A 15328-nucleotide genomic window follows, 5' to 3' on the forward strand; every position below is an offset into this window, starting at 1 on the left:
AACAAGAACATGCGTAGAACAAATGTTAACGATTTGCGCGCTAAGCATGACAAAAGACGGGGCAAGAGAGCGATGCTGACCAAGAAGCAACTGGACCTGCTGGAGTTCATCAACAAGCGGATGCAGCGCGATGGCGTGCCTCCCTCGTTCGACGAGATGAAGGACGCGCTGGATCTTCGGTCAAAGTCAGGCATTCATCGGCTGATTACCGCTCTGGAAGAACGTGGTTTTATCCGGCGCCTTGCCCACCGCGCCCGCGCCATCGAGATCGTGAAACTGCCCGAAAGCCTCGGTGGCCAGCCCGCTGGCTTTACGCCGCAGGTGATCGACGGCGACCGTCCGGACCGTATTCCCGGCACCGCCACGGAAATCAATTCAGGCGGCGTTGCGCAACTGCCCCTCATGGGGCGTATCGCCGCCGGTGTACCGATCGAATCCATCAACGATCAGCCGCCGGGCATCTCTGTTCCCGGCAGCATGTTGCAGGGAAGCGGTCGGCATTACGCGCTTGAGGTTCGGGGCGATTCCATGATCGAGGCCGGGATCAACGATGGCGATGTCGTCGTGATCCGCGAAGTCTCTGACGCTGCGGACGGGGATATCGTCGTCGCGCAGATCGAGGGCTATGAGGCGACGCTGAAGCGTTTTCGCCGGAAGGGTGACATGATCGTGCTGGAAGCCGCCAACCCGGCCTATGAGCCACGCGTGCTGCCGCGCGGTGCCGTAAGCGTGCAGGGACGCCTCGTCGGCCTGATCCGCACCTACTGATGGGCGTATTGGACGAGGCGCCGGAACTTTGGCGCCCCGTTCTCAACGGTCCATTCTCAAGGCCCGTTATCAAGGCCCGCGCCACAAACGGCGGCCGGAAACATCCGCGGCCGTGACGGCTTCATACCCGTTTTCCGCCGCCCATATCGCGACCGAACCCGTCTGTGCCAGGCGCTTCGGATCGAAGATGTCGCAGTCTCCGGACAGGGTCAGATCGACACTGGATACGACGATCTGCCCGGCAAGGCACTCTGTGACATTGGCCGCAGCTTTCTTGCCCTGAATATGAACAAGGTCCACCCCGGCGGCTGATGCCCGCGCCACACGCCCGGCCATCGGACCCGGCCAGCGGGTCGCGGCGACCTCCTGCGTGACCGCGTCGCCATCGTTTTCCAGCCAGTTCCCGGCGATGAATCCGGCCCCCTGAGGTTTCGACAAGGCCCGTCCGGCGGGCGTCATGATCCCGACCAGCGCGCCTTCGTCGGAGATCAGGATCGGCGGGCGCTCGGCCTGAAACCATAACGTCAAGGCCAGGGTTAGAGGGAGCAGCCCCGCCAGACGGCCCAAACCCCGCCAGAGGCACAGGAACAATCCCCCCAGAGCAATCAGCGGCAGCACCCAAGGTCCTGGGGCAACGACCGGGCGGGTGGCTCCTCCCCAGTCGGCGATGGTGTGTGCAACGCCGAGAATCCAGTCGAGACCGAGGGCCATGATCCACAGGGGCGCGGCCTCGAACCCCAGCGGCATCAACAGGGCCGCGACGACCGCAAGCGGCATGACGAGGATCCCCATCACAGGAACAGAAACAAGGTTTGCCAGCAAGCCGTACACCGACGCCTGATTGAAGTGCGCCATACCGACCGGAGCGGTCGCGGCCCCAGCCACTGCCGAAGACAGGACCAGCGACAGGACGGGCATGGCCCAGCGTGGCAGCCGCTGACCGGCTTGCAGATGTGTGACTTGCTCGAAAACCGCCACGAGGGCGACCGTCGCAGCAAAGCTCATCTGGAAGCCGGGACCAAGCAACGCCTCGGGTCGCAGGATCAGGACGACCAGCGCGGCAATCGCGACAGAGCGGAGCGACAGCGCGCGTCGGTCCAGCAGCAGCGCGATGAGAGCGGTCCCGACCATGACAAAGGCGCGCTCTGTCGCGACATTGCCGCCGGAAAGTGCCAGATAGGCAGCGGCCGCCATCAACGCGCCCAAGGCTGCCAGCTTCTTGACCGGCCAGTGGTGGCGGACGTGCGGAATCAGGAGCAGACCCAGCCTCAGCGCCCCGAAGACGAAGCCTGCCAGCAGGCCCATGTGCAACCCGGAAATGGCCAGCAAATGCGCGAGGTTGGTTGCGCGGAGGGCTTGTAGCGGACCTTGCTCCATGCCGGATCGGTCTCCGGTCATGACCGCCGCGGCAAAGGCACCGGTTTCGCCGGGCAAAGCCGCCTGCACGCGCGCAGACAGCGCCATCCGGGCCTTGAACACCGTCTGCCCTCGCCCGGGCGGTTCCAGCATCAGCACCGGAGTGCGCGTATATCCCACGGCCCCAAGGCGCTGGAACCAGGCGTGGCGGCGAAAATCGAAGCCGCCGGGTTCGACCGCGCCACCGGGTTGACCGAGATGCCCGGTCAGAATGACCGTCATGCCGGGCAAAGGCTCGACATTCAAATCGCCGTGCAAGGAGACGCGCGCCCGATCCGGCGTGCGCCGATGGTCCATGTCCTGCAACACAACCCGGTCCAGCGTCAGCCGCAGCGCATCCGAAGCGGAGCGGTCGATATCAACCACACGTCCTTCGATTGGACCATAATACCGAAAATCCAGCACAGGCCCGGCCACCTGATGTGCACGCAGGCCTGCGAGGCCAAACCCCATCGCCATCAGACCGAAGGCCGCCACCAAGGGTCCGGTCGCGGAGGCTCTGCGCCCCTGCCATGCAGCCAGCGCACCAAGCGACAACGCACTCCAGAGCAGCGCCACCGGCGGTTCCCACCGGAGCGCGAAGTAAAGCCCGATCCCACAGCCCAACATGACCGGCACCCACGCGAAGAGGTGCCCGCGCTGGCCGGCCAGCAGGCGGTCTAGCAGGTCATGGACATGGCGCATCGCCAGACAGGCCCCCGGCTTGCCCCGGTGCGCGGGGCTGGGTAAGGAACCTGCAAAGGCTAAGCCCGCCACCGTTAGAATAAGGTTAACCAAGATGACCCAAGTCGTGACCCGCTTCGCGCCCTCTCCTACCGGCTACCTGCACATCGGCGGCGCGCGAACCGCGCTGTTCAACTGGCTGTACGCCCGTGGGCGCGGCGGCAAGTTCCTGCTGCGGATCGAGGACACGGACCGCGCGCGTTCGACCCCCGAGGCGACCGACGCGATCCTGAAAGGGCTCGACTGGCTGGGACTGGATCACGACGGCGACGTCATCAGCCAGTTCGACCGCGCCGACCGCCACGCGGAGGTGGCGCGTCAGTTGCTGGCGGATGGCAAGGCGTACAAGTGTTTCTCGACGCAGGAGGAAATCGAGGCCTTCCGCGAGGCCGCTCGCGCCGAGGGCCGCTCGACCCTGTTCCAAAGTCCGTGGCGCGACGCGGACCCGGCGTCTCATCCCGATGCGCCCTATGTCATCCGCCTGAAAACACCGCAGGACGGCGAGACGGTCATCACGGACGAGGTTCAGGGCACCGTGACGATCCGCAACGACCAGTTGGACGACATGATCCTGTTACGTTCGGACGGCACACCGGTCTACATGCTGGCCGTGGTGGTGGATGACTACGATATGGGCGTCACCCACGTGATCCGGGGCGACGATCACCTGAACAATGCCGCGCGCCAGATGGGGATCTACACGGCCATGGGTTGGCCCCTGCCGGTTTACGCCCACATCCCGCTGATCCACGGCGAGGACGGCAAGAAGCTGTCCAAGCGCCACGGCGCCCTGGGCGCGGATGAATACCAGAAGCTGGGCTACCCGGCGGCCGGCGTGCGCAACTACCTCGCCCGCCTCGGCTGGAGCCACGGCGATGACGAATTCTTTACCGATGATCAGGCAAAGGAGTGGTTCGACCTGGATGGAATCGGGCGCTCTCCGGCACGTTTCGATTTCAAGAAACTGGAAAACCTTTGCGGCCAGCACATCGCCATTGCCGACGATGCCGCGTTGCTGCAAGAAATCGAGGCATATCTTGCAGCCACAGGCAGTGCTCCCTTGTCCGAGACGCAGCGTGACGGTCTGTTCCGTGCGATGTATTGCCTCAAGGAACGGGCCAAGACCTTCCCCGAACTGCTTGAAAAAGCGGAGTTTGTCTTGACCAGCCGCCCGATTGAGCCAGATGAGAAAACGGCCAAGGCACTGGACGCTGTATCCCGTGGTATACTGTCCGCGTTGACGCCGCAGTTGCAAAATGCTAGCTGGACGCGAGATGATCTTGAGGCGGCAACGAACCGCTTCTGCGAAGAACAGGGGACCAAATTCGGCAAGCTCGCCGCGCCTTTGCGGGCGGCGCTGGCAGGCCGGGCGGTGACTCCTTCGGTCTTCGACATGATGCTGGTTCTGGGGCGCGACGAGACGGTTGCGCGCCTGTCCCAGGCGGCCGAGTCCAGTGCCTGAGCGGCGGGTCTCGGCCATGTAGAATTTCCCGGTTGGGCCGCGAGCGCCGCGGCCCCGCCCACCATTCACGAAGGATGAGAAGCATGGCTGAGAACACGAAGACCGCAACACTGACCATCGACGGCCAGAGCTACGATCTGCCCATCCACTCGCCGACCGCCGGCCCGGACGTCATCGACATCCGCAAGCTTTACGGTCAGGCTGGTGTCTTTACCTACGACCCGGGCTTCACTTCCACCGCGTCCTGCGACAGCACCATCACTTTCATCGACGGTGACAAGGGCGAGCTGCTGCACCGGGGCTACCCGATCGACCAGCTGGCGGAAAAGTCGCATTACCTCGAAGTCTGCTTCCTGCTGCTGTACGGGTATCTGCCCAAGGCAGAGGAGCTGGAGAAGTTCGAAAGCACGATCACCCGCCACACCATGATCCACGAGCAGATGGTGTACTTCTTCCGTGGCTTCCGTCGCGATGCACACCCGATGGCGACCATGGTGGGCGTGGTTGGTGCAATGGCCGCTTTCTACCACGATTCGACCGACATCTCTGACGAGCGCCAGCGCGAGATCGCCTCGCACCGCCTGATCGCCAAGATGCCGACCATCGCGGCCTGGGCCTACAAGTACTCGATCGGCCAGCCCTTCGTGTATCCGCGCAACGATCTGGATTACGCGGCGAACTTCCTGCACATGTGCTTCTCGGTTCCTGCCGAGGAATATCACGTGAACCCGATCCTGGCCCGCGCCATGGACCGTATCTTTACCCTGCACGCCGATCACGAACAGAACGCCTCGACGTCGACCGTGCGTCTTGCATCGTCCTCGGGCGCCAACCCCTTTGCCTGCATCGCGGCCGGTATCGCCTGCCTCTGGGGTCCGGCGCATGGTGGTGCGAACCAGGCCTGCCTCGAGATGCTGAAGGAAATCGGTTCCGTGGATCGCATCCCGGAATTCATCGCCCGCGCCAAGGACAAGAACGACCCGTTCCGCCTGATGGGCTTTGGCCACCGCGTCTACAAGAACTTCGACCCGCGCGCCAAGGTGATGAAGCAGTCCGCCGACGAGGTGCTGGATCTGCTGGGCATCGAGGACAACCCGATCCTTCAGGTCGCCAAGGAACTGGAAAAGCAGGCGCTGGCGGATCCGTATTTCGCCGAGAAGAAGCTATTCCCGAACGTCGACTTCTACTCCGGCGTCATCCTCGAGGCGATGGGCTTCCCGACCTCCATGTTCACCCCGATCTTTGCGCTGTCGCGCACCGTGGGCTGGGTGTCGCAGTGGAAAGAACAGCTGGCAGACCCGCAGATGAAGATCGGTCGTCCGCGCCAGCTGTACATGGGCGAGACTGCGCGTGACTACACGGACATCGAAACCCGCTGATCTTGGCAGGTTTGGACACAAGGGCCCCCGGAGCGATCCTCCGGGGGCTTTTTTCTTGGCAAGTTAATGGGCTTGTTGGGCGGATCGCCTCGCTCTGCCACATTTGCCGTAAGGTTCGCCCGAATTAACCAGGAAGTGGGACAAGGGCCGCCAGAATTGGGGCACGGGCGGGCACGAAACAATGCGTTTCCGGCATTACCGCCGCAATTGGCCTTCTTTGCCACATTCCCGCCACATTCCGGGGTGAAAAGGCAGCATGTCAGGTGGGGGCGCCAGACACGGAATGACCACAATGCGCTCCTTTTCCTTTTTCGGCCCGAAGCTGAAGTTCGACGTTTCCAAGTTCTCCAAGCATGACGATGCACGCGATTGCGGCAGCCGTGACGAAGGTCACGATGGCCACCATGGTGGCCACGACTTCTTTGCCTCGCTGGGCAAGTTTTCCTTCAGCGGTCACGGAACGCATGGTTCGGTGAAATCGTCTTGGGCCGGCAAGTCTTGCGGACGTGATCGGGACGACGAGCGCCATCATGACGACCGCGACGAGGCCCACGAGGATCACAAGGACTTTGATTTCTTCGGCAAGGGCTGCGGCGACAAGGGCGACGAAGCGCGCGAGCAATGGCACCACGGCCACGATGATGACCAGTCCAACGCAGGCTGTGGCGCAGAGATCACCGACGCGCCCGCCGCAGATGTGTGTGAAGAAGACGAGCAGCCCGCCAACGACGTCAGCGAAGACGACATGGCCGTGGACCAGCCCGAGGCAGATACCGGTGATCTGGAAATCATCGACCTGCCCGTCTGCGAACTGCCGGCCGACATGCCCGAACAAGCCGCAGCCGATCCCTTTGCCGATGAGGACGGCGACGACGAAGACACCATCGCTGGTCTGCCGATGATCGACCTGCCCGAGGAAGCGTCGGACGTGGCAGAGGATCAGGTGGACTGGTCCGACATGCCCGACGACATGTTCTGAAACTGGTTCAGTCTGGCTCCTGCGACGGAGGCAGAGGAGGTCTGGTCAACACCCTCTGCCCGCGCAGGTCAGCGCCCCTCGTACACCGGGGGGCGTTTTTCCATGAACGCGACGACGCCTTCCTTGAAGTCGCGGGTTTTGCCGCATTCCCCCTGAAGGCGCGCCTCGACGGCCAGTTGCTCCTCTAGCGTATTACCTTGCGAGGCGGACATGGCCTGTTTCACGCGCTGGAAGGCGGCCGTGGGTCCGCTCGCGAGGTGGGCGGCGCGCTTTGCAACATGGTCGCGGAACTCAGTGTCCGGCACCGCCTCCCAGATCATACCCCAGTCAGATGCCTGCTGCGCGCTGATGCGGTCCGCAAAGAGCGCCGCCCCCATGGCCTTGGCCATGCCGATCTGACGCGGCAGGAACCATGTCCCGCCTGCGTCGGGGATCAGGCCGATCCGCGTGAAGGCCTGCATGAAGAAGGCGCTTTCGCAAGCAATCACCACGTCCGCCGCCAAAGCGAGGTTGGCCCCTGCCCCCGCCGCGGCGCCGTTGACAGCGCAAATCACCGGCACGGGGCAGTCATAAATGGCGTGCAGCATGGGGACATATTCGTCACGCAGGACGCGCTCGAGGTCAAGCGTGGCCGCCGTCTCGCGGTCGCCCAGGTCCTGCCCCGAGCAAAACGCCCGCCCCTCGCCCGTCAGCACCACCACCCGCGCCTCTCGGCCACCCCGGCTGACAGCATCGGTGATTTCGGCACGCATCTGCGTGTTCAGCGCGTTCATCACGTCGGCCCGGTTCAGCGTCACGGTGGCAATATCGTTCTCCACCGCGTAGGTGATGGTATCGTAGATCATGGGCGTCTCCTCTCGTGCCGCGCGGGGCGTTTGCGGCGCATCAAACACCGCAGAGGCAAAAGGGGCAATGCGAAAGCCCCTACCGCCTGCGCGACCGACGCGACGTCCCAAGACAGTCCATGGCCGGAGGCTGTCGCACAATGAGGCCGCGCTTCGGGCTGTGGGCGATATTCCAGTCGCAGGTATTCCCAGCAGTCGACGTTACGGCTCGGCAGTCTGTGTTCGACCATAGACCGTCGCCACTGCGCCGAAACCCTGAAGGCACAGCCGCCCACCCACGATCGCCTCAGCCCTTGAGCAATTCGTCCAGGCGTTTCTGTTCCGCTGCGCTGAGGTGGTCGTCCGTGACCGGTGTCTCCGCGCGCTTGCGAACGTAGAAAACGCCCACGGCGGCAGCGAGCAGAAACATGATCGGGCCAGCAGCCCAGAGCAACCAGTTCCAGCCGCCTGTCCGGGGTTTCAGCAGGACAAATTCGCCGTAACGGTTGACAATGTAGTCCACCGCTTCGTCATTGCTGTCGCCTGCCACCAGCCGCTCGCGTACCAGCAGACGCAGGTCCCGGGCCAGTGATGCGTTGGAGTCGTCAATGTTCTCGTTCTGGCAAACGAGGCACCGCAGTCCCGCCGAGATTTCGCGGGCGCGCGCCTCCATGGCCGGATCATCCAGCATCTCGTCCGGTTGTACGGCCAAGGCGATATTGGCAATCACCGCCAATACAAGGGCGGGCGCCAGTTTGAGGACCTGCGTCATTCTGCCGGTACTCCACCCATGGGAGCCGTTTTGCGCGCGCCTGCAGCGACACGGTAGCGCCGGTCCGAGAGGCTCAGCAACCCACCAAGAGCCATCAGGATGCAGCCGCCCCAGATCCAGTTTGCCAGCGGTTTGATGTAGACACGCATGACCCAGCCGCCGTCGTCTTGCGGATCACCGATCACGACGTAGATGTCCCGCAGGAAACGATAGTCGATGGCCGCTTCGGTCGTGGGCATCGCCTGCACCGGGTAGGTGCGCTTTTCCGGGTAAAGATGCGCGATTTCACCGCCGTCGTGGTTGGCCGGTGTGACCGACACCTCGCCACGCGTGGCGAAGTAGTTAGGCCCTTGTTCACGCGTGACGTCTTGCAGGGTGAATTCGAATTTGCCCAAGGTCCAGGGCTCGCCGATGTGGACAGTGCGAATGTCTTCCTGCTGCCACGCCATCAGGCCAGAGATGCCCAGCATCGTGATGCCAAGGCCACCATGTGCCACGGCCTTGCCCCAGTCGGCGCGCGGCAGGCGCAGCAGGCGCGACAGGTCGCGGTTGCGACCCGTGCGCGACCACAGGTCGGTCAGCGCGCCAGCGATCAGCCAAGCGCCAAGAAACACGCCCACCGGACCCAGCAACGTGCGCCCTGTCTGCATCGACCAGACAAGCCCGGCCAAAGCCACGGCCAGCACGAACGCCGGGACAAGTTGCTGGATGACGCGGCTCAGCGATCCGCGCTTCCAAGCAAGCATCGACCCGACAGGCAACAACAGGCCAAGCAGCACCATGAAGGGCGTGAAGGCCGCTTCGAAGAATGGGGCCCCGACGGAGAGTTTGCGGCCAAATGCCATCTCGGCCATCAGCGGCCAGAGCGTGCCGACGAAGACCACGAAAGAAGACACCGCGAGGAGAATGTTGTTTGCCACCAAAGCGGATTCGCGGCTGACCACGCCAAACACGCCTTTGGCTTCCATCGCGCTGGCGCGCGCCGCAAAAAGCGTCAATGCGCCGCCGGTGAAGAAGACAAGAATGCCGAGGATGAACACCCCGCGTTCGGGGTCATTGGCAAAGGCATGCACCGAGGTCAGCACGCCCGAGCGCACGATGAACGTCCCAATCAACGAGAAGCCGAAAGCGAGGATTGCCAGCAGGACGGTCCAGCTTTTCAAGGCCTCGCGCTTTTCCACGACGATGGCCGAATGCAGCAGCGCTGCAGCGAACAACCAGGGCATAAAGGACGCGTTTTCCACGGGGTCCCAGAACCAGAAGCCGCCCCAGCCAAGTTCGTAGTAGGCCCACCATGATCCCAGCGCGATGCCGATGGTCAGGAACACCCATGCGGCCAAGGTCCACGGACGGACCCAACGGCCCCAGGCGGCATCAACGCGCCCTTCGATCAGGGCGGCAACGGCAAAGCTGAAACAGATGCTCAGACCAACGTAGCCGAGGTACAGGAACGGCGGGTGAAACGCGAGACCGGGGTCCTGCAAAAGCGGGTTCAGATCCTGCCCGTCCATCGGCGGAACCACCATGCGCAGAAACGGGTTCGAGGTGAATAGGATGAATGCGAAAAACGCAACCGAAATGGATGCCTGCACCGCCAGAACCCGCGCCCGCAATGTCGGCGGAAGGTTACCGCCGAACCAGGCTGCCATGGCTCCGAACAACGACAGGATGAGCACCCAGAGAAGCATCGACCCTTCGTGATTCCCCCAGACGCCGCTGATCTTGTAAAGCATCGGCTTGGCAGAGTGCGAGTTCAGCACCACCAGACGCAGGGAAAAGTCTGACACGACAAATGCGTAGGTCAGCGCGGCAAAGGATGCGGCGACCAACATGAATTGCGCCGTAGCAGCGGGTTCAGCCACGGCCATCCACCCGGGCCAGCGCTTGTGCGCACCGATCAGAGGGACCACCGTCTGCACAAGCGAGACGATGAAGGCGAGGATGAGGGCGAAGTGACCGAGTTCTGCTATCATATGCTGACTTATAGATAGGCCAATTTGTTCGGCCAATCGAAATCGCCCGACTGCGCCGATCACATTGTCGCAATCTTCACTTGCAAACCGCACAAAAGAAAGGCGGGGTTCCCCCCGCCCCTTTCCGTCATCGTGTGTTTCGCCAGTCCGCCAGCGCCGGATTTTCGCCCGGCTCTGCAAAACTTTCGGGTTCGATAACTTCGGACTCTACGTCGGGCGTGACGTCGCGAAGGGCATTCACGTCCTGAACTGTGCGCACGACCTGCGGCACGGCAACCATCGTGGCCGCGATCTCGCGTTGAAAGTCCTGGCCCTTCGACTGGTGGCGCGCCCCGAAGTAGAAGCTGACGATGGCCGCCAGCAACCACCACAACGGTTCCGGCACCAGCGCGATCCCGGCCATCCGGGCAGCGAACCACACCGGGTCCACCATGGCCGCGACGAACAGGGCCATGGTCCCCAAGGCCATCGCCGGGCGTGGTATCCGGTTGAGCGCATCCATCAGCCGGTCAAAGCCCGACCTGCCGGTGACGCGGAACTCACCGCCGAATTGAGCCAGCGCCGCCGCCTGAGCCGTCGCACCACGGGCGGCTTCGGCCTCGGCGTTCACCCGGAACACCTCCGCCGTCTCTGCCACGACATTGCGCCCGCTGCCGAAAACCGTGCTGAGCAAAGTCTGGATCAGCCCCATGCCGCCACCCGTGCCTGAAATTCGGAATCCGTCATGTGGTAACGCGGCGAGATGAACTCCTCCGCCCGTCTGATCCACCCTCCCTTGCCGCCAGAACGAGTCCGGGCGTATTTGCGCGATGCCGGACGCTGATCGGCCAGCCGGAAGTAGTAATTACGGCGCGCAATCCCGTAGGCATCTCCCATGTGGTTGGGCGCCTTGGCATAGGCACGCGCGCAGGCGCCGATGGTTTCAGGCCCGATCCCGCCATCGACCGAGCACCGTTCTCCCATCTGGTTGAGCAACCGTTGCAGGATCTTGATCGCGTTGGACCCTGCGTTGACATACATGTCAAAGACAGAGGCCTGCAGCGCCTCGGGCAATTCCGCGATGCGCGGGCGCAGGAAATAATGTTGCAGGTAAATGTCCACCGCCTGCGCGCGGGTGATGCGCCGGACATCATCGGCATCGACCTTGCCGTCGCCGGTCAGGTCCAGCCCAAGCCGCCGCATCGTGTGTATGGTGACGCCATAGTTGGTTGCGCCGCCCGGATCGTCCGGATCATTGACATAGCCACCCTCGCGGGCGACGATTTCCTCGGCCATGCGCCGTACTTGATGCGCTGTCGCCATCGCCTTGCCTCCTGCTCCTCAGAGCTCTGCTCGATGTCCACAGGCTGCGCTGCGATGGTTAACCAACTTTGACCGGAGCGTACGCAGCCCCATGACATGCCTGAACGACATGACCTCCGCGCAGATCATCGACCTGCTGGAGCTGTCGCCTCATCCCGAAGGGGGACACTACCGGCAGACGTGGATCGCAGAAGCAGAAGGCGAGGAACGCCCGACAGGAACCTGCATCTATTTCCTGCTGGCGCGCGGCGAACGCAGCCATTGGCACCGTGTCGATGCAGCGGAGATCTGGCACTTTTACGCCGGCGCAGCGTTGCGGTTGTCCGTGGCCGATACCGAAACCGGGCCGCGCCGCGATTCGCTGCTGGGACCGGATCTTGTTCGAGGAGAACGCCCGCAAATCATCGTTCCAAAGAGTGCTTGGCAGGCTGCCGCGACACTGGGGGACTGGACTTTGGTCGGATGCACCGTATCGCCCGCGTTCCGGTTCGAAGGCTTCGAACTGGCCCAGCCAGGCTTTGACATTCCTTGATGAAACACTTTTCGATCAATAATTTAGCAACATTCCCTAGCGTCAACAAACTCGTGTCAAGCCAGTCGAAGTCGAATAAACCAAGGTCTCATTCTCGGGTTAACCTTGGTTAACTAGCGTTTCCTCCGCCGGACCTGTTCATGTCGTCAGGCCGGATGCTTTGGGAGGAGCAACATGAATCTGATTAACGCATTGGCACTTTCGATCGGCGTTCTTGCGGCGGTGGCCACCTGGGTCTGCCTCGGCAACAGCGCGGGCCTGCAAGTCTGGGCGCTGTTCATCGGCTGGGGCAGTTTCTATCACAGCGGTGGCGGAACTGACGGCCTGACGAAATCCGCCGTGAACCATGTCTGGGGCGCCATCGTCGCGACCATCGCCCTGTTCATCGTCGGCACGGTTGGCGGGTCGGTCATCGTGACCTCGGCCATTGTCGGCGCATCGGTCGTCGTCCTCGTTTTGGGTGCACATCTGCCCATGCTCGCGACCATCCCTGCGGCGGTCTACGGCTATGCCTCTACGGCAGCCTTCTGCCTGCTGACCGGGGTCGCGATCGGAGACATCGCCACAACCGGAAAGGCAGCGGCCATGGTCGTGGTCTCTATGATCCTCGGCAACATCTTTGGCCTCCTGTCCGAGAAAGTCGCGGGAGCCATGACGGCAAAGTCCGCCAACGCCTGAGTGCAAACGAAAGCGGCCCGGGCGCAGTGCCCGGGCCGTTCTGTTCTGAAACTTCAGTTACTGAAGCGAAGCCGTGTCGTAGGCCTGCATGTCAGTCAGCTGCTCGTTCGAATAGTGGGTCACGACGTCAAAACCGCCGCCTTCAAGCGGAACCAGCTTTGCTTCGCCCAGTTCCAGCAGGACGAACTTGTCGCCGATCCCGAGGAAGCCGCCGACCTCGGCAACGAGGCCATCAATCGCGCCATCCGAGCCGATCACGATGTCCTGGATCGAACCGGCGCGTTCCCAGTTGTCGCCCACGGCGTCATACGTAGCGGTCGCATCCCATTCGCCCGCATCGTCACCACGGATCACGTACACGCGGGCACCGATGATCGAGTTGGCCGACGCTTCGCCCGTGATGCCAAGGTCTTCGCCCATCATGTCGGCGGTCTGCATGTTCTGCTCGCCGGTCATGGCTGCGCCGTTCACGTCGTCAGCCGCATCGGCGATGCTGGTGTCGGTCTCAGCATCTGCTTCCGGCATCACGGTATCAGAGCCTTCAGCGGTCTGTTCGTCCGACTTCAGCGCGGCGCCCTCACCTTCGGAAGCCATCATGGAATTGGTGCCATCTTCGGACATCGTCGCATCAGCGCCAGCGGTCTGGTCGGTCTGCTGCATCTTCACCGTGGCATCTGCGTCAGCTGCTGCGTGCGACTCGGCCAGCACGGCTGCGGGCATCATGGCGACAAGTGCGGTGGTCATCAGAAAGCGTTTCATCTCAGGGTCCTCCTTGTTCCCATTTGGATGAGATTTGAACGCCCTCTCCCGGGGGATGTTCCCCAGTATATTTTTCGCCTTGGCCGGAACAATGCTGCCGGACGGGCGTTTGCGCGCCCGCCCGCGGTTAGATACTGTCAGCTTGCCAGGAATTCAGGCGCGATCCCGCACGAAACGCAGCAATTGCTCGGTCGACCCGTCCTTGCCTTCGATAGGCGCTTCTCCGCTGACCAGCGGTCCAAGGGCCGTGGCCAGTTCCTTGCCCAGCTCCACGCCCCACTGATCGTAGGAGTTGATGTCGAGGATGACCCCTTCGACAAAGACGCGATGCTCGTAGAGCGCCACGATCTTGCCCAGCGTTTCGGGGTCGAGCTTGTCATATATCAGTGTTGTCGACGGACGATTGCCAGGAAAGACCCGGTGCCGCGCCTGCCGTTCCAGCTCGTCGCCTTCGAACTTGCCCGCGACCTTGGCGCGTGCCTCGTCCAGCGAGCGGCCGCGCATCAGCGCCTCGGACTGTGCGAGGCAGTTCGCCACAAGCAACTCGTGATGGTGCCGCAAGTCTGGTTCATGCCCCTGCGCCGCCACCATGAACTCGCAAGGGATCACCCGCGTGCCCTGGTGGATCAGCTGGTAAAACGCATGTTGACCATTGGTGCCCGGCTCGCCCCAGACCACCGGACCGCTGTCGTAGGCGAGGTCAGAGCCGTCCATGCTGACGCCCTTGCCGTTGCTCTCCATTTCCAGCTGCTGCAGATACGCGGGAAGCCGCATGAGCCGATTGTCATAGGGCAACACCGCGCGCGTGGCATGTCCCTGCCCCTGATTGTGCCAGATCCCGACGAGCGCCAGCATGGCGGGCAGGTTCTCCTGCCACGGTGCCTCGCGGAAGTGCCGGTCCATCGCCTGCGCTCCCGACAGGAACGCCCTAAAATCCTCGGGTCCTACGGCGATCATCACCGACAGGCCAATCGGCCCCCACATGGAATAGCGCCCGCCAACCCAATCCTCGAAGCCGAACACGCGGTCCTCCGGGATGCCGAAAGCCCCGGCCTTCTCCTTGTTCGAGGACAGCGCGATGAACTTGCCCTCTGCCGAGACACCCTGCCCCGCCAGCCAGTCCTTCGCCGACTGCGCGTTGGTCATGGTCTCGATAGTGGTGAAGGTCTTGGAGGCGACGATGAAAACCGTCGTCGCCGGGTTCAAGCCCTTGAGGGTATCCGCAACGTCGGCGCCATCCACGTTCGACACGAAATGGCAGCGGGGGCCATCGTGGTACGGGGCCATGGCCAGTGTCGCCATCACCGGGCCAAGGTCCGACCCGCCGATACCGATGTTCACCACGTCAGTGACATCCGAGGCGCGCAATTCGGCTGCCAGCTTTTCCATACACGACAGGGTGTGCAACACCTCTGGCATCACGTCTTTTCCATCAATGATGACCGGTGTCCCGTCGAGGTTGCGCAGAGCCGTGTGCAGGACGGCGCGCCCCTCGGTCTCGTTAATCTTCTCGCCCGAGAACATCGCCTCGCGCCGCGCGGCTACGCCACGCGCATCCAGAAGCGCCAGCAGGTCGGCCCGGACTTCGGAGTCGATTTGCGTCTTGGAATAGTCGAACAGCATCCCCAGCGCCGAGACGCTAAAATCCGAAGCACGGCCCGTGTCCGCGAAGAGATCCTCGATACGCCGTCCTTCGACGCGCTGTGCCTGCGCCTTTACCTTGCCAAACATCCCACGTCCCCTGTCTGAACGGCCTTGACC

Annotated in this window: 14 protein-coding genes; 6 read left to right on the top strand and 8 right to left on the bottom strand. The window is 63.0% G+C overall.

What is annotated here, in order from left to right; all coding sequences use genetic code 11:
• Positions 1 to 72 precede the first annotated feature (72 nt).
• Positions 73 to 768 carry a transcriptional repressor LexA gene (gene lexA, locus ACP16H_RS01735; RefSeq protein ID WP_425070507.1) on the top strand — a complete coding sequence of 232 codons (696 nt, stop codon included), beginning with the start codon at positions 73 to 75 and terminating at the stop codon, positions 766 to 768.
• A gap of 69 nt (positions 769 to 837) precedes the next feature.
• On the opposite strand, the gene ACP16H_RS01740 is transcribed toward lexA, so the two are convergent.
• Positions 838 to 2868 (bottom strand): ComEC/Rec2 family competence protein, encoded by a 2031-nt coding sequence (locus ACP16H_RS01740; RefSeq protein WP_425070508.1) that lies wholly within the window; start codon positions 2866 to 2868, stop codon positions 838 to 840.
• 94 nt (positions 2869 to 2962) lie between these two features.
• Here ACP16H_RS01740 and gltX point away from each other — a divergent pair, with 94 nt between their 5' ends.
• The 3 genes from gltX to ACP16H_RS01755 all read left to right on the top strand — a co-directional run bounded on the left by gltX (position 2963) and on the right by ACP16H_RS01755 (position 6727).
• Positions 2963 to 4369, top strand: a complete 1407-nt coding sequence (gene gltX, locus ACP16H_RS01745) for a glutamate--tRNA ligase (protein WP_425070509.1) — start codon at positions 2963 to 2965, stop codon at positions 4367 to 4369.
• 83 nt (positions 4370 to 4452) lie between these two features.
• The gene (gltA, locus tag ACP16H_RS01750; RefSeq protein ID WP_425070510.1) at positions 4453 to 5748 is read left to right on the top strand and encodes a citrate synthase; all 1296 of its coding nucleotides are present in this window, start codon (positions 4453 to 4455) and stop codon (positions 5746 to 5748) included.
• Between the two features lie 292 nt (positions 5749 to 6040).
• A complete protein-coding gene (locus ACP16H_RS01755) occupies positions 6041 to 6727 on the top strand; it encodes a hypothetical protein (protein WP_425070511.1) in 687 nt (228 codons plus the stop codon).
• A gap of 68 nt (positions 6728 to 6795) precedes the next feature.
• Here the strand turns inward: ACP16H_RS01755 and ACP16H_RS01760 are convergent, their stop codons facing one another.
• The 5 genes from ACP16H_RS01760 to ACP16H_RS01780 all read right to left on the bottom strand — a co-directional run bounded on the left by ACP16H_RS01760 (position 6796) and on the right by ACP16H_RS01780 (position 11598).
• Entirely contained in the window at positions 6796 to 7572 is a 777-nt protein-coding gene (locus tag ACP16H_RS01760; protein ID WP_425070512.1) for an enoyl-CoA hydratase-related protein, read from the bottom strand.
• A 286-nt stretch (positions 7573 to 7858) separates the two neighbouring features.
• The gene (locus ACP16H_RS01765; RefSeq protein ID WP_425070513.1) at positions 7859 to 8323 is read right to left on the bottom strand and encodes a cytochrome c-type biogenesis protein; all 465 of its coding nucleotides are present in this window, start codon (positions 8321 to 8323) and stop codon (positions 7859 to 7861) included.
• Entirely contained in the window at positions 8320 to 10296 is a 1977-nt protein-coding gene (locus tag ACP16H_RS01770; protein ID WP_425070514.1) for a heme lyase CcmF/NrfE family subunit, read from the bottom strand. The genes ACP16H_RS01765 and ACP16H_RS01770 overlap by 4 nt, the downstream gene beginning before the upstream one ends.
• A gap of 127 nt (positions 10297 to 10423) precedes the next feature.
• Positions 10424 to 10987 (bottom strand): holin family protein, encoded by a 564-nt coding sequence (locus tag ACP16H_RS01775; RefSeq protein WP_425070515.1) that lies wholly within the window; start codon positions 10985 to 10987, stop codon positions 10424 to 10426.
• A complete protein-coding gene (locus ACP16H_RS01780; RefSeq protein ID WP_425070516.1) occupies positions 10978 to 11598 on the bottom strand; it encodes a holin-associated N-acetylmuramidase in 621 nt (206 codons plus the stop codon). The genes ACP16H_RS01775 and ACP16H_RS01780 overlap by 10 nt, the downstream gene beginning before the upstream one ends.
• Positions 11599 to 11689: 91 nt before the next feature.
• Here ACP16H_RS01780 and ACP16H_RS01785 point away from each other — a divergent pair, with 91 nt between their 5' ends.
• Positions 11690 to 12130 (top strand): cupin domain-containing protein, encoded by a 441-nt coding sequence (locus ACP16H_RS01785; RefSeq protein ID WP_425070517.1) that lies wholly within the window; start codon positions 11690 to 11692, stop codon positions 12128 to 12130.
• A gap of 174 nt (positions 12131 to 12304) precedes the next feature.
• Positions 12305 to 12808, top strand: a complete 504-nt coding sequence (locus tag ACP16H_RS01790) for a DUF1097 domain-containing protein (protein ID WP_425070518.1) — start codon at positions 12305 to 12307, stop codon at positions 12806 to 12808.
• Between the two features lie 57 nt (positions 12809 to 12865).
• On the opposite strand, the gene ACP16H_RS01795 is transcribed toward ACP16H_RS01790, so the two are convergent.
• Positions 12866 to 13567: a hypothetical protein gene (locus ACP16H_RS01795; RefSeq protein WP_425070519.1), complete on the bottom strand. Its 702-nt coding sequence runs from the start codon at positions 13565 to 13567 to the stop codon at positions 12866 to 12868.
• Positions 13568 to 13720: 153 nt separating this feature from the next.
• Positions 13721 to 15298, bottom strand: coding sequence for a glucose-6-phosphate isomerase (gene pgi, locus ACP16H_RS01800; RefSeq protein ID WP_425070520.1), 1578 nt, complete (start codon positions 15296 to 15298; stop codon positions 13721 to 13723).
• Positions 15299 to 15328 lie beyond the last annotated feature (30 nt).

The sequence above is a fragment of the Sagittula sp. S175 genome (genome assembly GCF_049800975.1).
In the GTDB taxonomy this organism is placed as follows: domain Bacteria; phylum Pseudomonadota; class Alphaproteobacteria; order Rhodobacterales; family Rhodobacteraceae; genus Sagittula.